16 protein-coding genes and 1 tRNA gene are annotated in these 21,461 nt (G+C 65.7%); 7 read left to right on the forward strand and 10 right to left on the reverse strand.

Translation table 11 applies throughout. The features are described from left to right. Positions 1-44: 44 nt before the first annotated feature. The 4 genes from cysN to AC0L3K_RS33095 all read right to left on the reverse strand — a co-directional run bounded on the left by cysN (position 45) and on the right by AC0L3K_RS33095 (position 7,553). Positions 45-1,943 carry a sulfate adenylyltransferase subunit CysN gene (gene cysN, locus AC0L3K_RS33080; protein ID WP_473367592.1) on the reverse strand — a complete coding sequence of 633 codons (1,899 nt, stop codon included), beginning with the start codon at positions 1,941-1,943 and terminating at the stop codon, positions 45-47. Beyond that, a complete protein-coding gene (gene cysD, locus AC0L3K_RS33085) occupies positions 1,943-2,914 on the reverse strand; it encodes a sulfate adenylyltransferase subunit CysD (RefSeq protein WP_473367593.1) in 972 nt (323 codons plus the stop codon). The genes cysN and cysD overlap by 1 nt, the downstream gene beginning before the upstream one ends. Beyond that, complete coding sequence (locus AC0L3K_RS33090; protein WP_473367594.1) at positions 2,911-5,382, reverse strand: FAD/NAD(P)-binding protein; 2,472 nt, start codon at positions 5,380-5,382, stop codon at positions 2,911-2,913. The genes cysD and AC0L3K_RS33090 overlap by 4 nt, the downstream gene beginning before the upstream one ends. A gap of 140 nt (positions 5,383-5,522) precedes the next feature. Continuing rightward, entirely contained in the window at positions 5,523-7,553 is a 2,031-nt protein-coding gene (locus tag AC0L3K_RS33095) for a methyl-accepting chemotaxis protein (protein ID WP_473367601.1), read from the reverse strand. A 252-nt stretch (positions 7,554-7,805) separates the two neighbouring features. Here AC0L3K_RS33095 and AC0L3K_RS33100 point away from each other — a divergent pair, with 252 nt between their 5' ends. Then, positions 7,806-8,399, forward strand: a complete 594-nt coding sequence (locus AC0L3K_RS33100) for a thermonuclease family protein (RefSeq protein WP_219681866.1) — start codon at positions 7,806-7,808, stop codon at positions 8,397-8,399. 55 nt (positions 8,400-8,454) lie between these two features. Here AC0L3K_RS33100 and AC0L3K_RS33105 read toward each other — a convergent pair whose 3' ends face one another. Both AC0L3K_RS33105 and acs read right to left on the reverse strand, forming a co-directional pair. After that, positions 8,455-8,970 carry a L,D-transpeptidase gene (locus AC0L3K_RS33105; RefSeq protein ID WP_007598677.1) on the reverse strand — a complete coding sequence of 172 codons (516 nt, stop codon included), beginning with the start codon at positions 8,968-8,970 and terminating at the stop codon, positions 8,455-8,457. 453 nt (positions 8,971-9,423) lie between these two features. After that, positions 9,424-11,370 (reverse strand): acetate--CoA ligase, encoded by a 1,947-nt coding sequence (acs, locus tag AC0L3K_RS33110; RefSeq protein ID WP_473367595.1) that lies wholly within the window; start codon positions 11,368-11,370, stop codon positions 9,424-9,426. A gap of 400 nt (positions 11,371-11,770) precedes the next feature. Between acs and AC0L3K_RS33115 the strand changes: the two genes are divergently transcribed. Beyond that, positions 11,771-12,940: a DNA topoisomerase IB gene (locus AC0L3K_RS33115; protein ID WP_354200359.1), complete on the forward strand. Its 1,170-nt coding sequence runs from the start codon at positions 11,771-11,773 to the stop codon at positions 12,938-12,940. Between the two features lie 11 nt (positions 12,941-12,951). Here the strand turns inward: AC0L3K_RS33115 and AC0L3K_RS33120 are convergent, their stop codons facing one another. Beyond that, a complete protein-coding gene (locus AC0L3K_RS33120) occupies positions 12,952-13,407 on the reverse strand; it encodes an SRPBCC family protein (RefSeq protein WP_354200360.1) in 456 nt (151 codons plus the stop codon). A gap of 101 nt (positions 13,408-13,508) precedes the next feature. On the opposite strand from AC0L3K_RS33120, the gene AC0L3K_RS33125 reads away from it, so the two are divergent. Further along, positions 13,509-14,603 (forward strand): adenylate/guanylate cyclase domain-containing protein, encoded by a 1,095-nt coding sequence (locus AC0L3K_RS33125; protein ID WP_473367596.1) that lies wholly within the window; start codon positions 13,509-13,511, stop codon positions 14,601-14,603. An 81-nt stretch (positions 14,604-14,684) separates the two neighbouring features. On the opposite strand, the gene AC0L3K_RS33130 is transcribed toward AC0L3K_RS33125, so the two are convergent. The 3 genes from AC0L3K_RS33130 to tsaD are packed head-to-tail and all read right to left on the reverse strand — an operon-like array spanning position 14,685 to position 17,157. Next, complete coding sequence (locus AC0L3K_RS33130; protein WP_354200362.1) at positions 14,685-15,098, reverse strand: EVE domain-containing protein; 414 nt, start codon at positions 15,096-15,098, stop codon at positions 14,685-14,687. 2 nt (positions 15,099-15,100) lie between these two features. Next, positions 15,101-16,081, reverse strand: coding sequence for an NAD(P)H-dependent glycerol-3-phosphate dehydrogenase (locus tag AC0L3K_RS33135; RefSeq protein WP_354200363.1), 981 nt, complete (start codon positions 16,079-16,081; stop codon positions 15,101-15,103). Between the two features lie 2 nt (positions 16,082-16,083). After that, positions 16,084-17,157, reverse strand: coding sequence for a tRNA (adenosine(37)-N6)-threonylcarbamoyltransferase complex transferase subunit TsaD (tsaD, locus tag AC0L3K_RS33140; RefSeq protein WP_473367597.1), 1,074 nt, complete (start codon positions 17,155-17,157; stop codon positions 16,084-16,086). 164 nt (positions 17,158-17,321) lie between these two features. On the opposite strand from tsaD, the gene AC0L3K_RS33145 reads away from it, so the two are divergent. The 4 genes from AC0L3K_RS33145 (at position 17,322) to AC0L3K_RS33160 (ending at position 21,376) form a co-directional block, all read left to right on the forward strand. After that, positions 17,322-18,068, forward strand: coding sequence for a uroporphyrinogen-III synthase (locus tag AC0L3K_RS33145; protein WP_473367598.1), 747 nt, complete (start codon positions 17,322-17,324; stop codon positions 18,066-18,068). A 69-nt stretch (positions 18,069-18,137) separates the two neighbouring features. Continuing rightward, entirely contained in the window at positions 18,138-19,364 is a 1,227-nt protein-coding gene (locus AC0L3K_RS33150; protein WP_473367599.1) for a COG4223 family protein, read from the forward strand. A gap of 36 nt (positions 19,365-19,400) precedes the next feature. Further along, positions 19,401-21,200, forward strand: a complete 1,800-nt coding sequence (locus AC0L3K_RS33155; RefSeq protein ID WP_473367600.1) for a heme biosynthesis HemY N-terminal domain-containing protein — start codon at positions 19,401-19,403, stop codon at positions 21,198-21,200. 100 nt (positions 21,201-21,300) lie between these two features. Further along, positions 21,301-21,376 (forward strand) — tRNA-Thr (locus AC0L3K_RS33160). Positions 21,377-21,461 lie beyond the last annotated feature (85 nt).

A 21,461-nucleotide genomic window follows, 5' to 3' on the forward strand; every position in this document is an offset into this window, starting at 1 on the left:
GTGCCGGCCGCCCGGATGATGCCGGGCAAGACCGGTCCCGGCCGCTACAGATAATCATGCTCCCGGAGATAGCGGATGATGCGTTCGCAGGCCGCCTCGGTTGACAGTTCCGAGGTGTCGATGGTGATCTCCGGCGCCTGCGGTGCCTCGTAGGGATCATCGATGCCGGTGAAACCCTTCAGCTCCCCTGCCCGTGCCTTGCGATAGAGTCCCTTCGGATCGCGGCGCTCGCATTCGGCGAGCGGGGTCGCGACATGGATCTCAATGAACTCGCCTGCCTCGACCCGCTGGCGGGCCAGCTCGCGCTCGCTGCGGAAGGGTGAGATCAGCGCGACCAGCGCGACCATGCCGGCATCGACGAACAGCGCTGCGATCTCCGCGACGCGCCGGACGTTCTCCATCCTCTCCGCACTGGAGAAGCCGAGGTCGCGATTGATGCCGTGGCGCAGATTGTCGCCGTCGAGCAGCGCGGCGTGGCGTCCGAGTTCGGCAAGCCTGCGGTCGACGAGATCGGCGATCGTCGATTTGCCGGCACCGCTGAGGCCGGTGAACCAGAGCACGCAGGGCCGCTGCTGCTTCAGCCGTGACCGCACGGATTTATCCACCGCAAGGTGCTGCCAATGAATATTGGTGGCCGCCCGCAGCGACAGGTCGATCATCCCCGCGGCAGCCGTGCGGTGACTGATCGGATCGACGAGAATGAAGCTGCCCATGTCGCGGTCGTCGCGATAGGCCTCGAACACCAGCGGACGGTCGAGGCTGAAATGGACGTAGCCGATCTGGTTGGCATCGAGCGTGGCGGCGCTCTCCAGCGCCATGGTGTCGATGGCGACACGGTGCTTGAGCGTCGTGATCACCGCGCCGGTCGAGGCCGTGCCGCATTTGAGCAAATAGCGCCGGCCCGCGACCATGGCCTCGTCATCGAACCACACGAGATGGGCGGCCAGTTGATCCGAGATCAGGGGCGCGGGTCCTGCCGTCAGCACGTCGCCGCGGCTGACGTCGATCTCGTCCGCCAAAGTCAGCGTCACCGAATCGCCCGCCACAGCCCGGTCGCGCTCGCCGCCGGGTGTGAGAATGCGCGCGACTTTCGTGCGACGGCCCGAGGGCTGCACGGCGATGCTCTCGCCGGTCGCGATCGTACCGCTGGCGATTCGCCCGCAGAAGCCGCGAAACTCCGCATGAGGCCGGTTGACCCATTGCACCGGCAGCCGGAACGGCCGCTGCGAGACGTCGCCGGCAACGTCCACCGATTCCAGATAGGCCGTGACGGTCGGCCCGGCGTACCAGGGCATCCGCGCGCTCGCGGCGACGATGTTGTCGCCGTCGGGCGCAACGACCGGGATGCACTGGACCTGGGAGATCCCGAGTTGACCGGCCATGGTCAGATATTCGGCGGTGATGGCCGCGAAGCGGTCCCCGTCGAAGCCGATCAGATCCATCTTGTTCACGGCGAGCACGACGTGGCGGATGCCGAGCAGCGACAGGATGTGGCTGTGGCGCCGTGTCTGCGTGATCACGCCCTTGCGGGCGTCGACCAGCACCACGGCGAGATCGGCGTTAGAGGCGCCGGTCGCCATGTTGCGCGTATACTGCGCATGCCCGGGCGTGTCGGCGACGATGAAGCGCCGCAGTTTGGTGGCGAAGAACCGGTAGGCGACGTCGATCGTGATGCCCTGCTCGCGCTCGGCCTGCAAACCGTCGACCAGCAGAGCGAAATCGAGATCGCCGCCGGTGGTGCCGGACGTTTTGCTTTCCGAGGCGAGCGCGTCGAGCTGGTCGTCGAGGAGCGTCTTCGAATCGTAGAGCAGGCGGCCGACCAGCGTGCTCTTGCCGTCGTCGACGCTGCCGCAGGTGACGAAACGCAGCGTCGGACGATCGTCGTCCTGTTCGAGCCGCGGCACGTCGGTTGCGGCGATCGTGGGGGCCTCGTGATAGGACATCAGAAGTAGCCCTCCGCTTTCTTGCGCTCCATCGATGCGGGACTGTCCCGGTCGATCATGCGTCCCTGCCGTTCCGAGGTGCGTGATGCCATCATCTCCCGTACGATCTCGGGCAGAGTTGCCGCCGTCGAGATCGTCGCGCCGCTGAGGGGATAGCAGCCAAGGGTGCGAAACCTGACGGAGCGCCATCGCGGCTCTTCGCCTGCGAGCAGCGGCATCCGTTGATCGTCCACCATGATTAGCGCGCCGTCGCGCTCGACCACCGGGCGCGGAGCTGCCAGATAGAGCGGAACGATCGGGATGTCCTCGAGCAGGATGTAATCCCAGACGTCGAGCTCGGTCCAGTTCGACAGCGGAAACACCCGCATGCTCTCGCCGGGCGCGAGCATCGTGTTGTACAGGCTCCACAGCTCCGGCCGCTGGTTCTTCGGATCCCAGCGATGCGCCGCGCTCCGGTGCGAGAACACGCGCTCCTTGGCGCGCGCCTTCTCCTCGTCGCGTCGCGCGCCTCCGATCGCGGCGTCGAAGCCGTGGAGGTCGAGCGCCTGCCGCAATGCCTGCGTCTTCATGACGTCGGTGTAACGGGCCGAGCCGTGGGTGAAGGGATCGATGCCCTGGTTCAATCCGTCGTCGTTGGTATGGACGATCAGATCGAGGCCGAGATCGCGTGCGCGCTGGTCGCGAAACGCGATCATCTCGCGGAACTTCCAGGTCGTGTCGACGTGCAGCAGCGGAAACGGCGGCTTGCCGGGATGAAATGCCTTCATCGCCAGATGCAGCAGCACGGAGGAGTCCTTGCCGATGGAATACAGCATCACAGGCTTGCGGAATTCGGCCACCGTCTCCCGCAGGATGTGGATGCTTTCCGCCTCCAGGCGCTGGAGATGACTGGTGACGCTGTGGCGCGCCGCGGGTTGATCGGAGGCGCCGCGCACTGGCGCCTCTATCGCGGAATCGATCTGAGCGGTCATGCGGCCGTGCCCAGGCGGTCGCCGAACAGGCGCATCGCAGTGTCGGCGTCCAGCGAGAGGTCGTCGACGCAGGCCGCGACCGAGGCGCGGTAGATGTCGTTGATGCCGTAGCGTTCGATGACCGCCAGCTGGGCATCGCTCAGTGACGCCGTCTTGCGGCCGCGATAGCGGTAGGCGGTGTCCGATCCATGAAGGCCGACGACGGTGTAGACCTTGGGCTCGCTGAGGAAGGTGACGCCCGAACCCTTCGATTCGATCTGCCCGCGCTCCCGCCAATCGGTGACGGCGCTCTCGGTGAAGCGGGCGCCGAGGCCGAGCCGGTCGAACAGCTTTCGCACCGAGCCGGTCGCGTCCTTGCTGGCTTCATAGACGTAGCGGGTGACGGCCACACCCTGCCGCCTTGCGTAGCTTTCGACGCGAAGGGCGTTCAGCGTGGAGATGACGTAGTTCTGGATCAGCCGGTCCTCCGGAACGCGGTCCGACCATTTCTCCAGCCACGATGCGAGTGAGCTGGCGGGATCGCGGTCGAGCATGATCATGTGGAGCTTGTCTGCCGGCCAGCCGGCCTCGATCAATGGCAGCAGCGGCAGGAACAGGCTTTCGGCCAATACATAGGGCCCCGCCATTTCCTTGCTGAAGACGTGCGGCTGCTCCGCCGCGACCGGCACGGCCCAGGGCTCCCCCGCGTTTCCGACGAGACGATGGCGCAGGATTGCCTTCACCGGCTGGAAATAGGAGGGCATCCCGGCGACGCCGAAGAGGTTGGTGAGCGCGGTCGAACCTACGCGGCAGCGCCCCCATGCGCAGTAGAGCGTCGGGAAGTCCTCCGGAGCCCAGTGCCGGAACGCCTCGCCAAGCCAGTCCCTCACCTCCCACATCAATTCGTCCAGCGCGGCGGGCCGCGTCTGATACTTGCCGTCCGGCGCGAGCACCATCGTATCGAGCGAAGGATCGTCGCGGCGGACCAGATCGGCAAGGCGGTCGGTTTCTTCGACTGACGTCGTGATGGTGCTCATCTTCGGACCTTTCGGGTTGAGGATCGAATCGACCACGATCTGTGCGCGGCGCATGTTGACGTCGACAGCGGCGGCGTAGAAGTGTGTACCCTTGGTGGGGCCACCGACCGCATAGATGTTCGGATGAGGTGTGCCGTGGCGGTCGTGGACACGACTGTCGTCGTAGCCGCAGCGAATCCCGCCGAGCGCGTCGAAGGCGATGAGCCCCTGTCGCTGCATGTCCTGATAGAGCGGGCTGGCATCCGGCCGGTAGGACGGTCCTGTCGCGTCGATGACGCAATCGACGTCGTGATGATCGCCCTCGCCCAGGATCGCGCGAAATCGGCCGTCAATGGCGGTCACCCTGCGTAGCCGGGCGCGCGCCGAGAGCCTGCCCGACCGCATCAGGTCGCGGATACGGATCGCGTTCTCCAGCGGCATCGCCGAACGGTTGCGAAGCCAGCCGGAATTATAGAGGTCCATGAAACGCATCTTCTCGGCATCGCTCATCCGGCTCCAGGCGTCGCACATCACGTCGATGACGCTGACGAGATAGGAGTGGACGTTGAGATCGCCGGTTTCAGCTCGCAAGATGTTGCGCTCGAGATCGCTCAGTGCGTCGCCATCGACGTTCCGGCATGACAGGTCGCAGCGAATCCCGGTGGTCTCCAGCAGCAGTTCGGACAGACGGGCGGCAAAGCCGTCGGCCTCGATCCGCTCACGGCTGGTCACATAGCGATGCAGCGCGTCGCGGAAGTCGTTCGTGGTTGCGGGAACAGTCGCCGGCTGCACCGTGGGAAACAGGCCGCTTCTGGAGAGGCAAGTCATCCTGACGGCTTGGTGGGTCTTGGCTAGCGCCGTTGCAGTGTCGACCGCGCTGAGCCCGCTTCCGAGGATACCGATCTCGAAGCCGTCGCGATCCGCGAAGGTGAATTGCGCATAGGGATCGCGGAGATAGTTCGGGTTTCCTGTGAGACCGTAGTGATCGTCGGGCGCGTTGTGACCGGTGCAGAGGACCAGCAAAGACGAGATATGCGTGATGTTGCGGTCGGTCGTCAGCAAGACATCGCGATCCGGCGAGAGCCGCATGCGGACGATTTCGGCATCTTCGACATGGACGGACAGACCGGCGCTGCGGCATTGAGCGATCGCGGCCAGTCGCACTGCGTCGAGATAGTCCCTGTAGACCATCCGCGGCAGATGCTTGTTGCCGTGGCAGCTGAGACCGCGGACCCGAAGCCAGCGCAGAAACTCCTCCGGATCGCCCGGACGGATCGACATCGTCGACGCCTTCATGTTGAGCAGGTGGCGATCGCTCTGCGTGCGATAGGCCGTCCCACCATCGAAGCCGGATTTATCGAAGAGCTGAATTCCGCTGATCGCGTGGTGGTCTCGTCCCGATGTGGCGAGCTCCGCCAGATGACGCAGGATCGTGATGCCGGTTGCGCCGCCGCCGACAATGCTGATGATCATCGCTCAATCCCCCATTTGCCATGTTTGACCCAGGCGCGAGCGGGGGCTCGGCGTGGGGGCCTCCCAAAGCCGTTGATTGATGGACGGGTCGGAAAGTGGCGTGCGGCCGGCCTCAGGTCGGCCGCATGATTTGCGGCGCCTCAGGCGGCCCGCACCGTGTCAAGGAACTTTGCGACCTCGTCCTTGAGGCGACCGCTCTCGGTCGAGAGCGAGCGCGCGGATGCGAGCACCTGCGTCGACGCCGAACCGGTGGCGCTGGCGCCGTGACTGACCTGGGCGATCTTGTCAGCGACCTCGACCGTTCCCTTGGCGGCTTCGCTGACGTTGCGTGCGATCTCGGCGGTTGCAGCCCCCTGCTCCTCGATGGTGGCAGCAATGGTGGTCGAGATGTCCGAAATCTTGGAGATGGTCGTACCGATCTCCTTGATGGCGCCGACGGAATCTTGCGTCGCGGTCTGCATGCCGGCAATCTGTGCGCCGATCTCGTCGGTGGCACGCGCGGTCTGGGCCGCGAGTGCCTTGACCTCGCTGGCCACCACGGCAAACCCACGGCCGGACTCGCCGGCGCGTGCGGCCTCGATGGTCGCATTGAGCGCCAGAAGGTTGGTCTGCTCCGCAATCGCAGTGATCAATTTGACGACGTCGCCGATCCGGCCTGCGGCCTTGAGCAATTCATTGATCCGGGCGTCGGTGCGCTCGGCCTGCTGCACCGCCTCGCCGGCGATGCGGCTGGAATCATGGACCTGACGGCCAATCTCGACGACCGACGCGCTCATTTCCTCGGCAGCGGATGCTACGGCTCCGACGTTAGCGGATGCTTCCTCTGAAGCTGCGGCCACCATTCCGGAAAGCTGCTCGGTCTCTTCGGCCGTTCCCGACAGCGTGCCGGCGGCGGATTCGAGCTGCTGTGAAGCGATCGAAACCGAGTTGACGATGCCGCCGACCGCATCCTCGAACGCGTTGGCGAGCCTCATCATCTCGTTCTTGCGTCGGGCGGTCGCTGCGGCCTCCTGATCCTTCTGCTCGGCCTCCATCTGCTCGATGCGGATCAGATTGTCCTTGAACGTGCTTGCCGCACGGGCATTGTCGCCGACTTCGTCGCCGCGGGAGGTGTAGGGAATCTCGACGGCCTTGTTGCCTCCGGCGAGCTGCAGCAGCACGTCGCCGATGCGGCGGATGGGCCGGGCGATGCTCAGCACCGAAAATAGCGCCGAGCCGGCCAGGACCAGGATCACGAGGACGCCGACGATCAGGCTGACTTGGGTGGCCTGCTCCAGCGCGGTGACGAGCTGGGTCTGCCGCAGAGCCATAAACTCATTGTTGGCGGCGACCAGCTTGTCGACACGCGTCGTGATTTCCCTGGCGGCCGGAAGCACCCGCTCGTCGAAAATGCGCCTCTTCGCTTCCTCCGCCTTCATGACTGTGCCGGTTGCCGCCTTGTAGCGCCCCGCGAGCCCGGCGAGCGCGTCGATTCCATCAGCGATATCCTTGTCGCCGGCGGACTGACGAACCTGCTTGAGAACGCGGATCATGGCGTCGGCCCGTCCGGCGATATGGTCCTTCTGCGCGACGTCGCCGGTCGCCGTGAAATGCCAATCGGCCGCGCTGACCGCCTTGAACAAGGCGTCGGCCTCATGCAACGCCACCTCGGTGTTGAGGCGGCTCTGCCATGCGACGAGTGCAGGCGAGGCCAGCAGTTTCTCGATAGCCTTGTTCCAGGCCTCTTCGATCTGGTTTGCTGCGGCGAATTCGGTGACGGCGGTGCGACGTGCCTCGCCAAGATCGTTGCCGGCCTTCAGAGAGGCCTCGAGCAGGATCTTGACCTCGCGGCAGAGCTCTTTGGCTTCGGCGCGCCTGGACCGCTCTAATGCGGCGTCCATTTCGGTTGTGGCAGCGGCGATGGAGCCGCGCAACGTTTCGAGATGTTTGCCGAGACCCTCGGCTGAGGATGCGGATCCGATTTCCGCTATGGCGAGGCGTGCCCGGGTCACTGCGAGCTCGGCCCCCTGGGCATTGGCCTTGTTGGCGGTGTTGATGACCACCAGCCGGCTCAGATCCGCGATCTGCTCGTTGCGGACGAGCTGGTTGGCAAGCATGCCACCGACGAGAAGGACCCCCGCGCTCGCGGTCAATCCGAGCTTTGTACCGATGCGAAACTTGAACGATGCCATGCTTACCGCTCCCCCACACGCATACCGAGTACTCGGCCTTAATACTAAACAACGGCTGAAGATCAAACTCCGTACAACTACAGGAGGTATCGATTGGAGAGTGCTCGGAACAGCGTGGCGCGCATAGGTGCGATTCTACGGAGCAACGTTCCGGACTTCCGCGACCACGATCAGGCGACGGACCACCAAGTCGGCATCCGATGGTGTCTTGAAGGTGCCTTGCCGGCTTCCCCGACTCAGCCCTAGCCTGCAATGATGCGTTTCCAGGATCGTCCCAATGCCTATCGGCCGCAGTTCGGCGGCTCGCCTTTCGGTCGCCGTTTCTCGGGGCTGTTGCCGTGGATGTTCGTGGTCGGCGTCGTGGTGGCGATCGCGCTCACCTTTCGGCATGGGCCGAACTGGCCCGTTCCGCATGGCGCCGACGGCCGGTCGCAGGAAGCCGAGATCATCCTCCAGCAATCTGGCAATGCCGATGCTCGCCAGCCCGTCGACGTCATCCGCACCATCGACGGCGACACCTTTCTCGCGCGCGTGCATCAGCAGGGTGGCCGCGACCTCGTCGCGCGCGTTCGCCTGCGCGGCATCGATGCACCCGAGATGAAAGCCTCCTGCCAGGAGGAACTGGACAAGGCCGAAGCCGCGGCCCGCGCATTGCGCGATCTGCTCGGGCAAGGTGGCGTGACGATTACCAATCTCGGACCTGACAAATACGGACGCGTTCTCGCTGACGTCGCGACGAAACGTACGGCCAATGTCTCGGCGGCGTTGCTCGCCGGCGGCTACGCGCGGAGCTACAATGGCGGCCATCGCGACGGCTGGTGCGCGCGGAGTTGGCGCTTCTGGTGACAAAAAAGCCGCGTCGAAAGACGCGGCTCTTGCCGTCTCACCCCGATGCCGGCGATCAGCGCGTCACGACCACCGTGGTGCCGACCGAGACGCGGCTGTAGAGATCGGTGATGTCGTCGTTGAGCATGCGGATGCAGCCATAGGAGACGAAGCCGCCGATCGAGCCCGGCACGTTGGTACCGTGAATGGCATATTCACCACCGGACAGCGTCATCGCCGCGACGCCCATCGGATTGCGCGGTGAGCCGCCCGGGATAACGTCCGGGATGCTCGGCTTGTCGCGCTTCACTTCGGCAGGCGGCGACCAGGCCGGATTGCGGTACTTGCCGTCGATGCGGGTGGTGCCGGCCCACTGCTTGCCGGACTTGCCGACGCCGACCGGGTAGCGCACGGCGTGGCCGTTATCGAGGACGAGATAGAGCCGACGCTCGTTGGTTTTGACCACGATGGTGCCCGGCGAATAGTCGGCCAGGTGCGTCCCCACCATTTCCGGCCGCGCCTGCGCCGCCGTCGACATCAAGACCCCAGCCCCGACGGTGGCGGCCAGCGCCACAGCAATCCTCATCGACATCGATTTTCCCCCTGCCCCGAACGGACCGTCCAAAATTACGCAAAACCGGCAATCGCTGGCTCGCCAAGTCCTTGTTGCAAGTCCTTGTCAGGGGACATTCTTAACCGCGCTTGTTAACCGGATGGTTTCCACGCACGGCCGCCAAGGGCCAGCCAGCAGGGGGAACAAAGGAAATGTTCGAAACAAAGTAAATGACCTGAAAACAACACTCGGCGGGAAAGATGCCCGGCCGCCGGGGCGCGGCCTGACAAGTGCGTGAGGATGTGAACGACCGTTGTTCGGGGGAGCGCTAACGCGGGGATGGGTCTCGTGTCCCGGACGCGGCGAAGCGCGAAGCGGTGCGACGGAGGGCCGGGACCCAGAAAGCCTCAGAGTCTGCCGTTGCATGGGCCCCGGCTCTGCAGCGCACCGCGAAATGCGCGCTGCGCTGCGTCCGGGGCACGGGAGACGGCCTTACGCCGACTTCTTGTTCTGCCGGTTCTTGACGAGGTCGTCGACCACGCCGGGATCGGCCAGGGTCGAGGTATCGCCCAGGCTGCCCGGCTCGTCCTCGGCGATCTTGCGCAGGATGCGGCGCATGATCTTGCCGGAGCGCGTTTTTGGCAGACCCGGTGCAAACTGAATCTGGTCGGGCGAAGCGATCGGGCCGATCTCCTTGCGCACCCAGGTGACGAGCTCCTTGCGCAGATCCTCGGTCGGCTCGATGCCGGCCATCAGGGTCACATAGGCGTAGATGCCCTGGCCCTTGATATCGTGCGGGAAGCCGACCACGGCGGCCTCCGACACCTTCTCATGCGCGACCAGTGCGCTTTCGACTTCGGCGGTACCCATGCGGTGGCCGGAGACGTTGATGACGTCGTCGACGCGGCCGGTGATCCAGTAATAACCGTCGGCATCGCGTCGGCAGCCGTCGCCGGTGAAATACTTGCCCTTGTAGGTCGAGAAATAAGTCTGCTCGAAGCGGGCGTGGTCGCCATAGACCGTGCGCATCTGGCCCGGCCATGACCGCGTCAGGCACAGATTGCCTGATGTCTCGCCGTCCAGCACGTTGCCGTCGGCATCGACGATCTCGGGCATCACGCCGAAGAATGGCTGCGTCGCCGAGCCCGGCTTGAGCTTCGTGGCGCCGGGCAGCGGCGTGATCAAAATGCCGCCGGTCTCGGTCTGCCACCAGGTATCGACGATCGGGCAGCGGTTGTCGCCGACGACGCGGTGATACCACTCCCAGGCTTCCGGATTGATCGGCTCGCCGACCGAGCCGAGCAGGCGCAGGCTGGCGCGCGAGGTCTTCTTCACGGGCGCGTCGCCGCTCTGCATCAGCGCGCGGATCGCGGTTGGCGCGGTGTAGAAGATGTTGACCTTGTGCTTGTCGATGACGTTCCAGAATCGCGAATTATCCGGGTAATTCGGCACGCCTTCGAACATCAGCGTGGTCGCCCCGTTGGCGAGCGGTCCGTACAGAATGTAGCTGTGGCCGGTGACCCAGCCGACGTCCGCGGTGCACCAGTAGATATCGCCGTCGTGATAGTCGAAGACGTATTGATGCGTCATCGCGGCGAACACGAGGTAGCCGGCGGAGGTGTGCAGCACGCCCTTGGGTTGGCCAGTCGAGCCCGAGGTGTAGAGGATGAACAGCGGATCCTCGGCGTGCATGTGCTCGACCGGGCACTCGGTCGTCACCATCTTGGCGGCGTCGTGATACCAGAGGTCGCGCGAGGGATTCATTTCGACCGCGCCGCCGGTGCGCTTGACCACGACGACCCAGTCGACGCCGTCTGCCTTGGCGAGCGCCGCGTCGACATTGGCCTTCAGCGGCACCTTCTTGCCGCCGCGCAGGCCCTCATCCGCGGTGATGATCACCTTGGACTGGCAGTCGTTGATGCGCTGGGCGAGACTGTCGGGCGAGAAGCCGGCGAACACCACGGAGTGAATCGCGCCGATCCGCGCGCAGGCCAGCATCGCGTAGGCCGCCTCCGGAATCATCGGCAGGTAGATGGTGACACGGTCGCCCTTCTTGACGTTCCGGGTGCGCAGGATGTTGGCCATCCGGCAGACCTCGTCGTGCAGCTCCTTGTAAGTGATGTGCCGGGATTGTGAGGGATCGTCGCCTTCCCAGATGATCGCGGTCTGGTTGGCGCGGCTGTGGAGATGCCGGTCGATGCAATTATGGGCGACGTTGAGAACGCCGTCCTCGAACCATTTGATGGAGATGTTGCCGGGCGCGAAGGAGACGTTCTCGATCTTGGTCGGAGCGTGCATCCAGTCGATGCGCTTGGCCTGCTCCGCCCAGAAACCGTTCGGGTCCGAGATCGAGCGGGCGTACATGTCCTTGTATTTGGCCTGGTCGACCCAGGCGCGCTTCACCCATTCCGCGGGGACGTCGTAGATCTTCTCGGACATGTTTCCCTCCACATACGGCAAGCCGAGCACAGACCACTGGCGAGCCGACTTGATCGTTGCACCGATTATGCGTCGGGCTAACCGGACCCGACAAGGTGCACAAGCTGGACCTTCGGCGAGCAGCCTGCCATGCGGAGGATCAAGCCGCTTCTTGCGACTGTCGCAGTTTTGAAACAGGGCAACGGGCGGCTTTCGGGTCTTTACCCAGATCGTCGGAATGGGCCCGCGCAGAGCGCCATGCACCCAGCAGAGGTATTTAGAAACCGTCTCTCACTGATTCGGGACTCGCAATGCGGTTCGGAACACCCTAAATGGCCAACCCGGGTCCAACGAGACCCCTTGGAACGAAAATCAGAACAGCGGCATTGACCGATAACAGACAGGGCTAAGGCATAAGACTATGATGGATCAGCAGAATCTCGGGACTTTGCGGCCCGCTTCAGCCGATCCTGCAGCCATTGCGCTAGCCAAAGCCCTGGGACAATGGCCGAAACCGGCCGGTTCCGGCCGCCCCAGCCCGAAAAAAGTGTTCGACGCGGCCCCTGGGGCAACGGTCGAGGCCCTTGCCAAGGAACTGGGCCTGCGGCTCGGCGACCAGAACGAGCTGACCATCCGCCGCATCAGGCGCGGCAAGGGCTATTCCTTCGTGCGGCACAACGGCGTCCACATCCGCGATCCCCGCACCATTCGGCGGCTGCATTCCATGGCGGTGCCGCCGGCCTATCGCGAGGTGCGCTACTCGGCCGATCCAAGCACGCATCTCCAGGCGGTGGGACGCGATGCCGCGGGCCGGCTGCAATATCGCTATCACGCCGATTGGGAGAAGGTCCGCGAGCAACGCAAGGCGCATCGCCTTGAAAAACTCGTCGGCGCGCTGCCCAAGATCCGGCGCAAGGTCTCGGCGTTCCTGTCGGGCGACGAGCCGACCCGCGAGTTCGCGCTCTCGGCCGTCATCGAACTGATCGCGCGCACCGCGATCCGCCCCGGCAACGAATCCTATGCCCGTCTCAACGGCACCCGCGGAGCCACTACGCTGCTGAAGTCCAACGTCTCGCTGGAAGACGACAGCTTCGTGCTGACCTTCAAGGCGAAGGGCGGCAAGGCCGTGCGCAAGGAGTGCGACGCCGCCAAGCTCGTGCGCGCCATCGGCATTTTGCAGGGCGTTCCCGGCAAGCGCATGTTCCAGTATCGCGATGCCTACGGCATCGTGCGTGCGGTCAGCACCACGCAGGTGAACGCGTTTCTGCGCGAGATCGCCGGCATCAAGATCTCGCTGAAGGATTTCCGTACGCTGATGGCCTCTGCGGTCGTCGTGGAATCGCTGTCGCGGATCACGCCCGCGACCAGCCAGCGTGGGCGCAAGAAGCAGGTGCTGGAGGCAATCCGCGGCGCTGCCGACCAGCTCTCCAACACGCCGGCGATCTGCCGCAAGAGCTATGTTCACGACACCATCGTCACGGCGTTCGAGGACGGCATCCTCGAACGCTTCGCCGCGACCATGAAGGGCCAGCGCTCGCAGGCCAGGCGCGAGCAGCTTTTACAGCAGGTGGTGGCGACCGCGGCGGTCTGACCTCGGCGTCGTTACGCCTTGTTGGAAACGCCGTTGTCGGGACCGGGATCGCTGCCCGCGGCTGCGGTCGTGAGCCGTCCCAGATAATGCGCCCATCCCGTCGCGTGGGCGGCAGCCTGTTCCTCGGTCGGCAGCCCGCTATGGGTCATGCGCAGCAATGTGCCGCCGTCGCGTTCGATCAGGTCGATCTCGATCAGGCTCGAACCGGGCGGCACTTCCTGGCCGCCCTCCCATCCAAACGTGTAGGCGAGCCGATGCACCGGCACGACTTCGCGGAACGCGCCGCGGGCGACGCCGCCGCGAGGGCCGATGCCTTTGAGCAGATATAGCCCGCCGGGATGCGGCTCCGTGGTCGCGTCGGACCCCATCCAGCTCAAAATCTTCTCGGGGTCGGTCAGGTAAGCGAAAACGGTGGCACGTGGGGCGGCAATCTGGGTCTCGCGTCGCACTATGAACGGTTCGGTCATCGGCGATCATCCCTGGGCTGACACTGGGACATGGCGGCGCGCGAGCGGCCCGTCAAGGATTGCCCGTGACAAAGACGGCCTGGCATCGTCATGATCGGGCCATGCACCTCTCTCCGACGCTCTCTTGGCTTGTCGATGCCGCCGCCGATAGCGCCGGGGCCGACCGCCTGCTCGCGGACCTCGGCGCACATCTGGTCGCCGACGGCGTGCCGCTTGCGGCAGGCAGCCTGACGCTCGAGGTGCCGCATCCGCTGATCGCGAAGCGGACCTGGTTGTGGCGCGCGGAGAACGGCCGGGTGATCGAAGCGCTCGGCTTCGCACCAGGCGGCCTCGCGCCCGACCCGCCCAACGACGCCGGCCGCCGCTGGCTGCGCGATATCTCGGACGGTGAGGTGCACGAAGATTTGGTCGGACGGCCTGACGGGCCGTTGCTCGGCTGGATCGGGCCGCGTCCGTTCAGCGCAAACGAGACCGAGCAATTGCGCCAGGCCGCGCGCTTTGCCGCGACGCCCCTTGCGGTGCTTGCCGCGCGTGCAACGTTGCGCGCGACGCTGGATGCTTATCTCGGCAAGCGCAGCGCGGAGCGGGTGCTGGCGGCACCCCTGCGGCGCGATCTCGGCGAGACTATACAGGCCGCGCTGCTCTATGCCGATCTGCGCAATTTCACACTCCTGTCGGAAACCAATCCGCCTGCCGAGGTCATCGCGGCGCTCGATGCCTGGTTCGATCGGATCGCCGGCGCGGTTCACGCCTTCGGCGGCGAGGTGCTGAAATTCATCGGCGACGGCGTGCTCGCGATCTTTCCGGTGGTCGGGGCGTCACCGCGCCAAGCGTGCGATGCAGCTCTGCGTGCCGCGAGCGCAGCCGAAGCCGGGATGGCGTATCTCAACGCGGAGCGCCGTGCCCAAGGTCTGCCGCCACTCGCGTTCGGGGCGGCGCTGCATCTCGGCGAAATGCTGTGGGGTAATATCGGCGCCGCCAACCGGCTCGATTTCACGGCGATCGGCCCCGCCGTCAATCTCGCCAGCCGGCTCGAAGGATTGTGCAAGCCGCTCGGCAGAACCGTGCTGGTGTCGGGCGCGCTCGCCGCCGAGACGGACATGCCTCTGATCGCGCTCGGATCACATTCGCTGCGCGGCATTGCCGCGCCATGCGAGGTGTTTGCGCTGCCGGAGACGCGAACTCCGATATCGTAGCCCGCATGAGCGTAGCGACATGCGGGATCGCAGCAGTAGTCCCGGATATCGCTTCGCTCATCCGGGCTACAGTGCCTAAGCCTACATCCCACCCATCTTGCAGACGAGCTTCCATTCCTCGGCCGTCACCGGCTGCACCGAGAGGCGCGAATATTTCACCAGCGCCATGTCGGCGAGCTTCTTCTCGGCCTTGATCGCCGCCATCGTCACCGGAATCTTCAACGGCTTGTCGGCCTTGATGTCGACGCAGACGAATTTCTCGGTCTTGTCGGTCGGATCGGGGTAGGCTTCCTTGACGATCTCCGCGATGCCGACGATCTCCTTGCCCTCGTTGGAATGATAGAAGAACGCCTTGTCGCCCTTCTTCATGGCGACGAGGTTCTGGCGCGCGGTGTAATTGCGCACGCCGGTCCAGGCCTCGCCCTTGGAGCCCTTCGCCACCTGCTGGTCCCAGGACCACACCGATGGTTCGGATTTCACCAGCCAGTACGCCATGTTCATTCCTCTGCCTTGAAAGGTCGCGTCATGAGCCCCGAGATCGCGGCGTCGATCGTGCTTCTGCCGGTCAGGATCGATGCGACGGCTTCCGATACTGGCATTTCGATGTTTTGCGAAGCCGCGAGCTCGATCAGGACCGGCGCAGTGAATTCGCCTTCGGCAAGCTTGCCGGCGGGCGGCTGATCGCCGCGGCCAAGCGCCAGGCCGAGCGCGAAATTGCGCGATTGTGGGCTCGAGCAGGTCAGGATCAGATCGCCGAGGCCAGACAAGCCCGTGAGTGTTTCGCTGCGTGCGCCGAGCGCGCGGCCGAGGCGTGTCAGCTCGGCAAAGGCGCGGGTGGTGAGGGCGGCCTGGGCGGAAGCGCCGAGCTTGCGCCCGACCGCGATGCCGACCGCGATCGCCAGCACGTTCTTGGCGGCGCCGCCGATCTCGACGCCGCGGACATCGGTGGAGTGATAGGGCCGGAAGGTCGTCGAGCCCAGCGCCTGCACCAGGCTGTTGGCCAGCGCTTCGTCCCTCGCCGCCAGCGTGACCGCGGTCGGCAGACCACGCGCGACATCGTCGGCAAAGCTCGGGCCCGACAGGATCGCCGGCTGCGCGTGGGACGCGGCCTCGGCGATCACGTCGGTCATGAATTTATGGGTGCCGTGCTCGATGCCCTTGGCGCAGGCAATGATCGGCACCGGCTTTTCCAGGTGCAAGGCGAGCATGTTGACAGCACCGCGCAGATGCTGCGCGGGCACCGCGATCAGCAGCATGTCCGCCTGCGCGGCGAGGGCCAGATCGCTCGTCACGACGATATCCGGAGCAAGCCGCACGCCCGGCAGCCGCGGATTGTCGCGGCTCAATGCGATTCGCGTCGCGTGCTCGGGATTGCGCGCCCACAGCGTCACGTTCCGTCCGGCCCGAGCCGCCACCATCGCCAGCGCCGTGCCCCAGGCGCCCGCGCCGATCACCGCAACCGATTGGAACGCTGTCATTGCTAGAATCCCGCGCGCGTCTTGCCGTATCCGGTCGGTGCCGTCGCGTTCGCATCGAGCAGCCAGCGCGCGCGAGGCTGTGCTTCCATCGTGTCGGTCATGTCGAGTGCGAGACGTTCGGCGCCGGCCCAAGCGATCATTGCACCATTGTCGGTGCAGAGCGCCGGCGGCGGCATGATCAATTGTGTTCCGGCTTTCCTCGCAACGTCATGCAGCGCGTCGCGGATCGCCTGATTGGCGGCGACGCCGCCGGCCGCCACAAGCGCGCGCGGTGCGCCGAACTGCTCGCGGAAAAGTTTGAGACCTACGCTCAACCGGTCGGCGGTGGAATCGAGCACGGCAGCCTGGAAGCTCGCGCAGAGATCGTTGACGTCTTGCGGTGTGATCTCGGCCAACCGGCTTGCTTCGTTGCGCACCGCCGTCTTCAATCCCGATAGCGAGAAGTTGGCGTCGGGGCGTCCCTGCAACGGCCGCGGAAACGCAAATCGCGCGGGATCGCCGCTCTTCGCCGCGCGCTCGACCTGCGGTCCGCCCGGATAGGGCAGTCCCAGCATCTTCGCGACCTTGTCGAAGGCCTCGCCGATCGCATCGTCGACGGTGGTGCCGAGCCGCACATACTGGCCGACGCCGGTGACGGCGACGATCTGGGTATGGCCGCCCGAGGCGAGAAACAGGCAATAGGGAAATTCGAGTGCGTCGGTCAGGCGCGGCGTCAGCGCATGCGCCTCCAGATGGTTCACCGCGACCAGCGGCGTGGCGTGCACCATCGCGATCGCCTTCGCGGTGGTGAGCCCGACGATGACACCACCGATCAGCCCCGGCCCCGCCGCGGCGGCGACACCGTCGAGCTGGGCGAAGTCGATGCCGGCCTCAGTCATGGCGCGGTCGATGATGCCGTCGAGCAGGTCGACATGGGCGCGGGCCGCGATCTCCGGTACCACCCCGCCGAAACGGGCATGCTCCTCGACCTGCGACCACACGATATTGGACAGGATCTTGCCTGTGCCGTCAGGCGCACGCTCGATCACCGCCGCGGCGGTCTCGTCGCAGGTGGTTTCGATGCCCAGTACCAGCATTGGCGAATTGTTATCCAATTTGCGCCCTTCTCACCCCCCTTGCGCTCATCCGCAAAGCAGAGTTCTGGTACGTCCGGTAGCATTCCGGGGTCGGCCAACGCAATCGTCACGCGCGGCCGTTCCTCGTGAAAGCGCCACCGCCACGTGGTTCGGGAACACAAGCGATGTCCATTCTTGTCACACGGCCGCATCCCGACAATGAGGCGACGTCGGAAAATCTGCGTGCACGGGGTCATGTGGTGCTGCTCGCGCCGGTGCTCAAGTTCGAGCCGGTCGCCTTCCATGCCGAGAGTGAAACGAGCTACAGCGCCGTCATCGTCACGTCGGCCAATGCGATCCGTGCCGTCGCGCCGCAATTGCAGGACCTTGGTCTGCTGGAGCTGCCGCTGTTTGCCGTCGGCGAGCACACGGCCGCCGCCGCGCGCGATGCCGGCTTTGCCGAGGTGATCGTCGCCGGCGGCGACGGTACTGCTCTGCGCGACAAGGTGATGCAGAGCGCGCGCGACAAGCGGCTGAAGAAAAAGGGCACGTTGCTCTATCTCGCGGGCGCGGATCTGTCGCGCGACCTCGGAGGCGAGCTGAGCGCCGAAGGCTTCAACGTCGTCACACAGACGATCTATCGTATGGCGCCTATCAAGCTGTTGCCGCGCGATGTCTGTGAGCGCTTTGCCGCCCATGGGATCAGGGCGGTGCTGCACTACTCCCGGCGCAGTGCGCGGGCTTTCCTGGAGGCCGCGCGGGGCGAAGGCGTCGAAATCTCGGCTCTGGCGATCCCGCAATGCTGCCTGTCCGAGGCCGTCGCCGGCGTGCTGCGCGAGGCCGGTGCCTCGCGGGTTCTGGTGGCCGCGACGCCGGACGAAAATGCCTTATTTGACACCTTGGAGCGTGCTTTGCGCACTCGTTTGGCGTAAGAGGTCGGGCCGAATCCGACGCAATCGGATCCGTTCGTTCAGGGCAGGTAAGTGTGAGGAACCGTCACGATGGCCGACGACAAGCCTGAAGACGCAGGATTGGCTCCCCAGTCCGGCCGTGCCAAGCGGACTCCGCCCACCATCGACCTCGAGGCAACCGAAGTCTCGACCCAGCCGCAGGAGGTGGCGGGCGAGCCTGAGGCAGCGACCCAACAGGCCGCGCATGAGCTGGCCAAGTCCGAAGAGGACAAGTCCGAAGAAGCTAATGCCGAGCCGCAGCCCGAACCTGCCGCGGAGGAGTCTTCCGTTGCGTCCGCATCGGTATCGCCGTCGATTTCGCCTTGGGTTATCGCGCCGTTCTCCGGCGCTGTCGCAGCCGCAATTGTGATCGCGGTCGGCTGGATGCTGGGCTGGCCCGCGGTGCAGGCACCGCCGGCTGCCCCGCAAGTGACGGGCGCAGCCGTCGACGCGCTAAGCGGACGCATTGCCGCGGTCGAAGCCAAGGCGGGCAAGCCTGCCGCCGATCCGGCCATGGTGGCGCGGATCGATGCGCTGGAGAAATCCGCAACGAGCCTGCGCAGCGAGATCGCCAATCTGCGCGCACAATCCGACAAGACTGCGAGCGCCCTGAACGACGCGACATCGGCGCCGCGCGCTGCCGCGCCCGATCTTGCCGCTCTCAACGACCGCCTCGCTCAGCTCGAACGTGCCAGCAAGACCGAACGTGCGGAACTCGCACAGCAAAGCGAGAAGATCGCCGACGCGAAAACGATGGACGACAAGCCGCTGCGCCATGTGGTGGCGGCGGCCCTGCTCGACGTCGCCGTTCGCCACGGCGATGCCTTCGAGTCGCAGCTCGCCGCCGCGCGGTCGCTGGCAGCAAAGCCAGATATGCTGAAGCCGCTCGACACCTTTGCATCGTCAGGCATTCCGACGCCGGTCGCATTGAGTCGCGAGCTCCTCAACATCGTGCCAAAATTGTCGCCGCCGGCGGAAGCTCCGGCCAGCGGCACCGGCATCGTCGAGCGCCTTCAGGCAGGGGCGTCAAAACTCGTCCGCATCGAGCGTACCGACGGGGTCGGCAACGATCGCGGCGCCATCGTCGCGCGGGTGACGGCGGCTGCGTTGCGCAACGATTTCGTCGAGGCACGGCGCGAGTTGAAGACGCTGCCCGAGGCCGATCGTGCACCGGCGCAAGCCTGGCTCGACAAGGCCGATGCCCGTGACGCGGCGCTCGCCGCCTCACGCAAATTCGCCGACGGCGCCATGGCGGATCTCGTCAAGCCTGGTCAATAAAGGTTCGCGCAACAATCAGCGCGTATAGGGATCGTCATGCTTCGCATCGTCCTCTTCCTCGTCCTGATCGCGCTGGCGGCGGCCGGCGCGGCCTGGGTCGCCGATCAGCCTGGCGACCTCGTCCTGACCGCAGGCGCCTTCCGCGCCACAACGACGCTTCCCAGATTTGTGTTCTTGCTTGGCCTCTTTGCCGCGGCAGTCGTGCTGGTCTGGAGCCTGCTGACGATGGCCTGGCGCGCTCCGGGGCGTCTGCGCCGCCGTCGTCACGAAAAGCGTCATGCGCGTGGCCGCCACGCCATCACCCACGGCCTGCTTGCGATCGGCCATGGCGACACCGCGCTTGCTCGTCGCCACGCCGATACCGCGCGGCGGCTGGCCGCAAACGATCCGCTCGCGCTTCTCCTGCATGCGCAATCCGCGCAGCTCGAGGGCAATCGCGACGAGGCCCAGCGCGTCTTCCGTGCCATGGCCGAGCGCGAGGACACGCGCCTGCTCGGTCTGCGCGGCCTGTTCATCGAGGCGCAGCGCGCCGACGATGCGGTCGGCGCCGTGATGATTGCCGAGGAAGCGATCAAGCTGTCGCCGTCCTCGACCTGGGCCTCGCAGGCGGTGCTCGGCTTCCGCTGCGCGCGCGGCGACTGGAGCGGCGCGCTCGCGATCCTCGATTCGAATCTGTCCGCGGGCCTGATCGACAAGCAGGCCTATCGCCGCCAGCGCGGCGTGCTGCTCGCCGCCCGCGCGCTGGAATTGGAAACGATGGACCGCGACGTCGCGCGCGAGAGCGTTATGCAAGCGGTCAAGCTCGCGCCGACCCTGGTTCCGGCCGCGGTGCTCGCTGCAAAATTCGAGAGCGAGGCGCATCAGGTGCGCCGCGCCATGAAGCTGGTGGAAACTGCCTGGCTCGCCAATCCGCATCCTGATCTTGCGGATGCCTATGCGCATGTGAAGCTCGGCGATTCCGCGCGGCAGCGCTTGCAGCGGGTCGAGACGCTCGCCGCCAAAATTCCTGCCGACAAGGCTGGTTATGTCGAGGGCCAGCTGGCGATCGCGCGCGCCGCGATCGCCGCGTCCGAGTTCGCCCGTGCGCGCGCGGTGCTGGCGCCTTACGTCAACGATCCGACCCAGCGCGTGGCGCTGCTGATGGCGGAGATCGAGCGCACCGAGCATGGTGACGGCGGCCGGGCCCGCGCCTGGACTTTGCGCGCGGTGCGCGCCCGCCATGATCCAGCCTGGACCGCGGACGGTTATGTCAGCGATCGCTGGCGTCCGGTTTCCCCGGTCACCGGTCGCCTCGACGCGTTCCAGTGGCAAACGCCGGTCGCCAGTCTTCCTTCCGACAGGGGCGCGATGATCGAATCCTCAGCCTTCGAGGAAGCCATGCTGGCGGCTCCGCCGCCGAAGCGGGTGACGGCGGCCCCGAGCGAAAGCCCGGCGGAACCGGCTGTCATGGCGCCGGATCCGGTGCCTGCTGCGCAGGACAATTCGCCGCCTCTTGAAGCCAAGGAGGACGCCAAGGAAACCACCGAGGAAACTGCCAACGAAGCGGCAAAGGGAGAGCCGGCCGTCACGCCAGCCGAGCCGGTCAAACCGGCCCCTGAGATCGCCGAATCATCGCCGGTAGCCGCGACGCCGGTGTTCCGGACCCGCGCCGACCTTGGCAAGCCCACGCAAGCACCTATTCCCGCCGTCATCCCGATCGTCCGCGCCCCGGATGATCCCGGGATCGACGACGAGGGCCCGAGCGATGAATTTACGGAACAAATCGGCACGCCCAGGGACCAAGCAAAGGCCCAGGCCGGCGGCTGGCGCGGATTCTGGTCTCGCTGGGGCGGCTGAGTGGCATTTGGGAGCCGGCTCCACCTTGCCAATTCGGGCCCCGCCCGATATCAGGAGCGCGCGTATCGGGACCGGCCTCGCGCGGGCCCCGGCAGGGTTCGCCGCAATAGCTCAGTTGGTAGAGCACGTCATTCGTAATGACGGGGTCGGGGGTTCGAATCCCTCTTGCGGCACCAGCGCCCCAGTGTCCAGACCGGAGACATAGGTAACAGGTCGTACCTAAGACATGGGTGACAACCTCGTGCCGAACGGGTTGTCGAG

The sequence above is a fragment of the Bradyrhizobium sp. MI1.10 genome (genome assembly GCF_055811035.1).

Bases quoted from the DNA above. Each gene is read 5' to 3' on its own strand.
- cysN (WP_473367592.1), bottom strand. From the start codon at position 1,943: ATGTCCTATCACGAGGCCCCCACGATCGCCGCAACCGACGTGCCGCGG.
- cysD (WP_473367593.1), bottom strand. From the start codon at position 2,914: ATGACCGCTCAGATCGATTCCGCGATAGAGGCGCCAGTGCGCGGCGCC.
- AC0L3K_RS33090 (WP_473367594.1), bottom strand. From the start codon at position 5,382: ATGATCATCAGCATTGTCGGCGGCGGCGCAACCGGCATCACGATCCTG.
- AC0L3K_RS33095 (WP_473367601.1), bottom strand. From the start codon at position 7,553: ATGGCATCGTTCAAGTTTCGCATCGGTACAAAGCTCGGATTGACCGCG.
- AC0L3K_RS33100 (WP_219681866.1), top strand. From the start codon at position 7,806: ATGATGCGTTTCCAGGATCGTCCCAATGCCTATCGGCCGCAGTTCGGC.
- AC0L3K_RS33105 (WP_007598677.1), bottom strand. From the start codon at position 8,970: ATGTCGATGAGGATTGCTGTGGCGCTGGCCGCCACCGTCGGGGCTGGG.
- acs (WP_473367595.1), bottom strand. From the start codon at position 11,370: ATGTCCGAGAAGATCTACGACGTCCCCGCGGAATGGGTGAAGCGCGCC.
- AC0L3K_RS33115 (WP_354200359.1), top strand. From the start codon at position 11,771: ATGATGGATCAGCAGAATCTCGGGACTTTGCGGCCCGCTTCAGCCGAT.
- AC0L3K_RS33120 (WP_354200360.1), bottom strand. From the start codon at position 13,407: ATGACCGAACCGTTCATAGTGCGACGCGAGACCCAGATTGCCGCCCCA.
- AC0L3K_RS33125 (WP_473367596.1), top strand. From the start codon at position 13,509: ATGCACCTCTCTCCGACGCTCTCTTGGCTTGTCGATGCCGCCGCCGAT.
- AC0L3K_RS33130 (WP_354200362.1), bottom strand. From the start codon at position 15,098: ATGGCGTACTGGCTGGTGAAATCCGAACCATCGGTGTGGTCCTGGGAC.
- AC0L3K_RS33135 (WP_354200363.1), bottom strand. From the start codon at position 16,081: ATGACAGCGTTCCAATCGGTTGCGGTGATCGGCGCGGGCGCCTGGGGC.
- tsaD (WP_473367597.1), bottom strand. From the start codon at position 17,157: ATGCTGGTACTGGGCATCGAAACCACCTGCGACGAGACCGCCGCGGCG.
- AC0L3K_RS33145 (WP_473367598.1), top strand. From the start codon at position 17,322: ATGTCCATTCTTGTCACACGGCCGCATCCCGACAATGAGGCGACGTCG.
- AC0L3K_RS33150 (WP_473367599.1), top strand. From the start codon at position 18,138: ATGGCCGACGACAAGCCTGAAGACGCAGGATTGGCTCCCCAGTCCGGC.
- AC0L3K_RS33155 (WP_473367600.1), top strand. From the start codon at position 19,401: ATGCTTCGCATCGTCCTCTTCCTCGTCCTGATCGCGCTGGCGGCGGCC.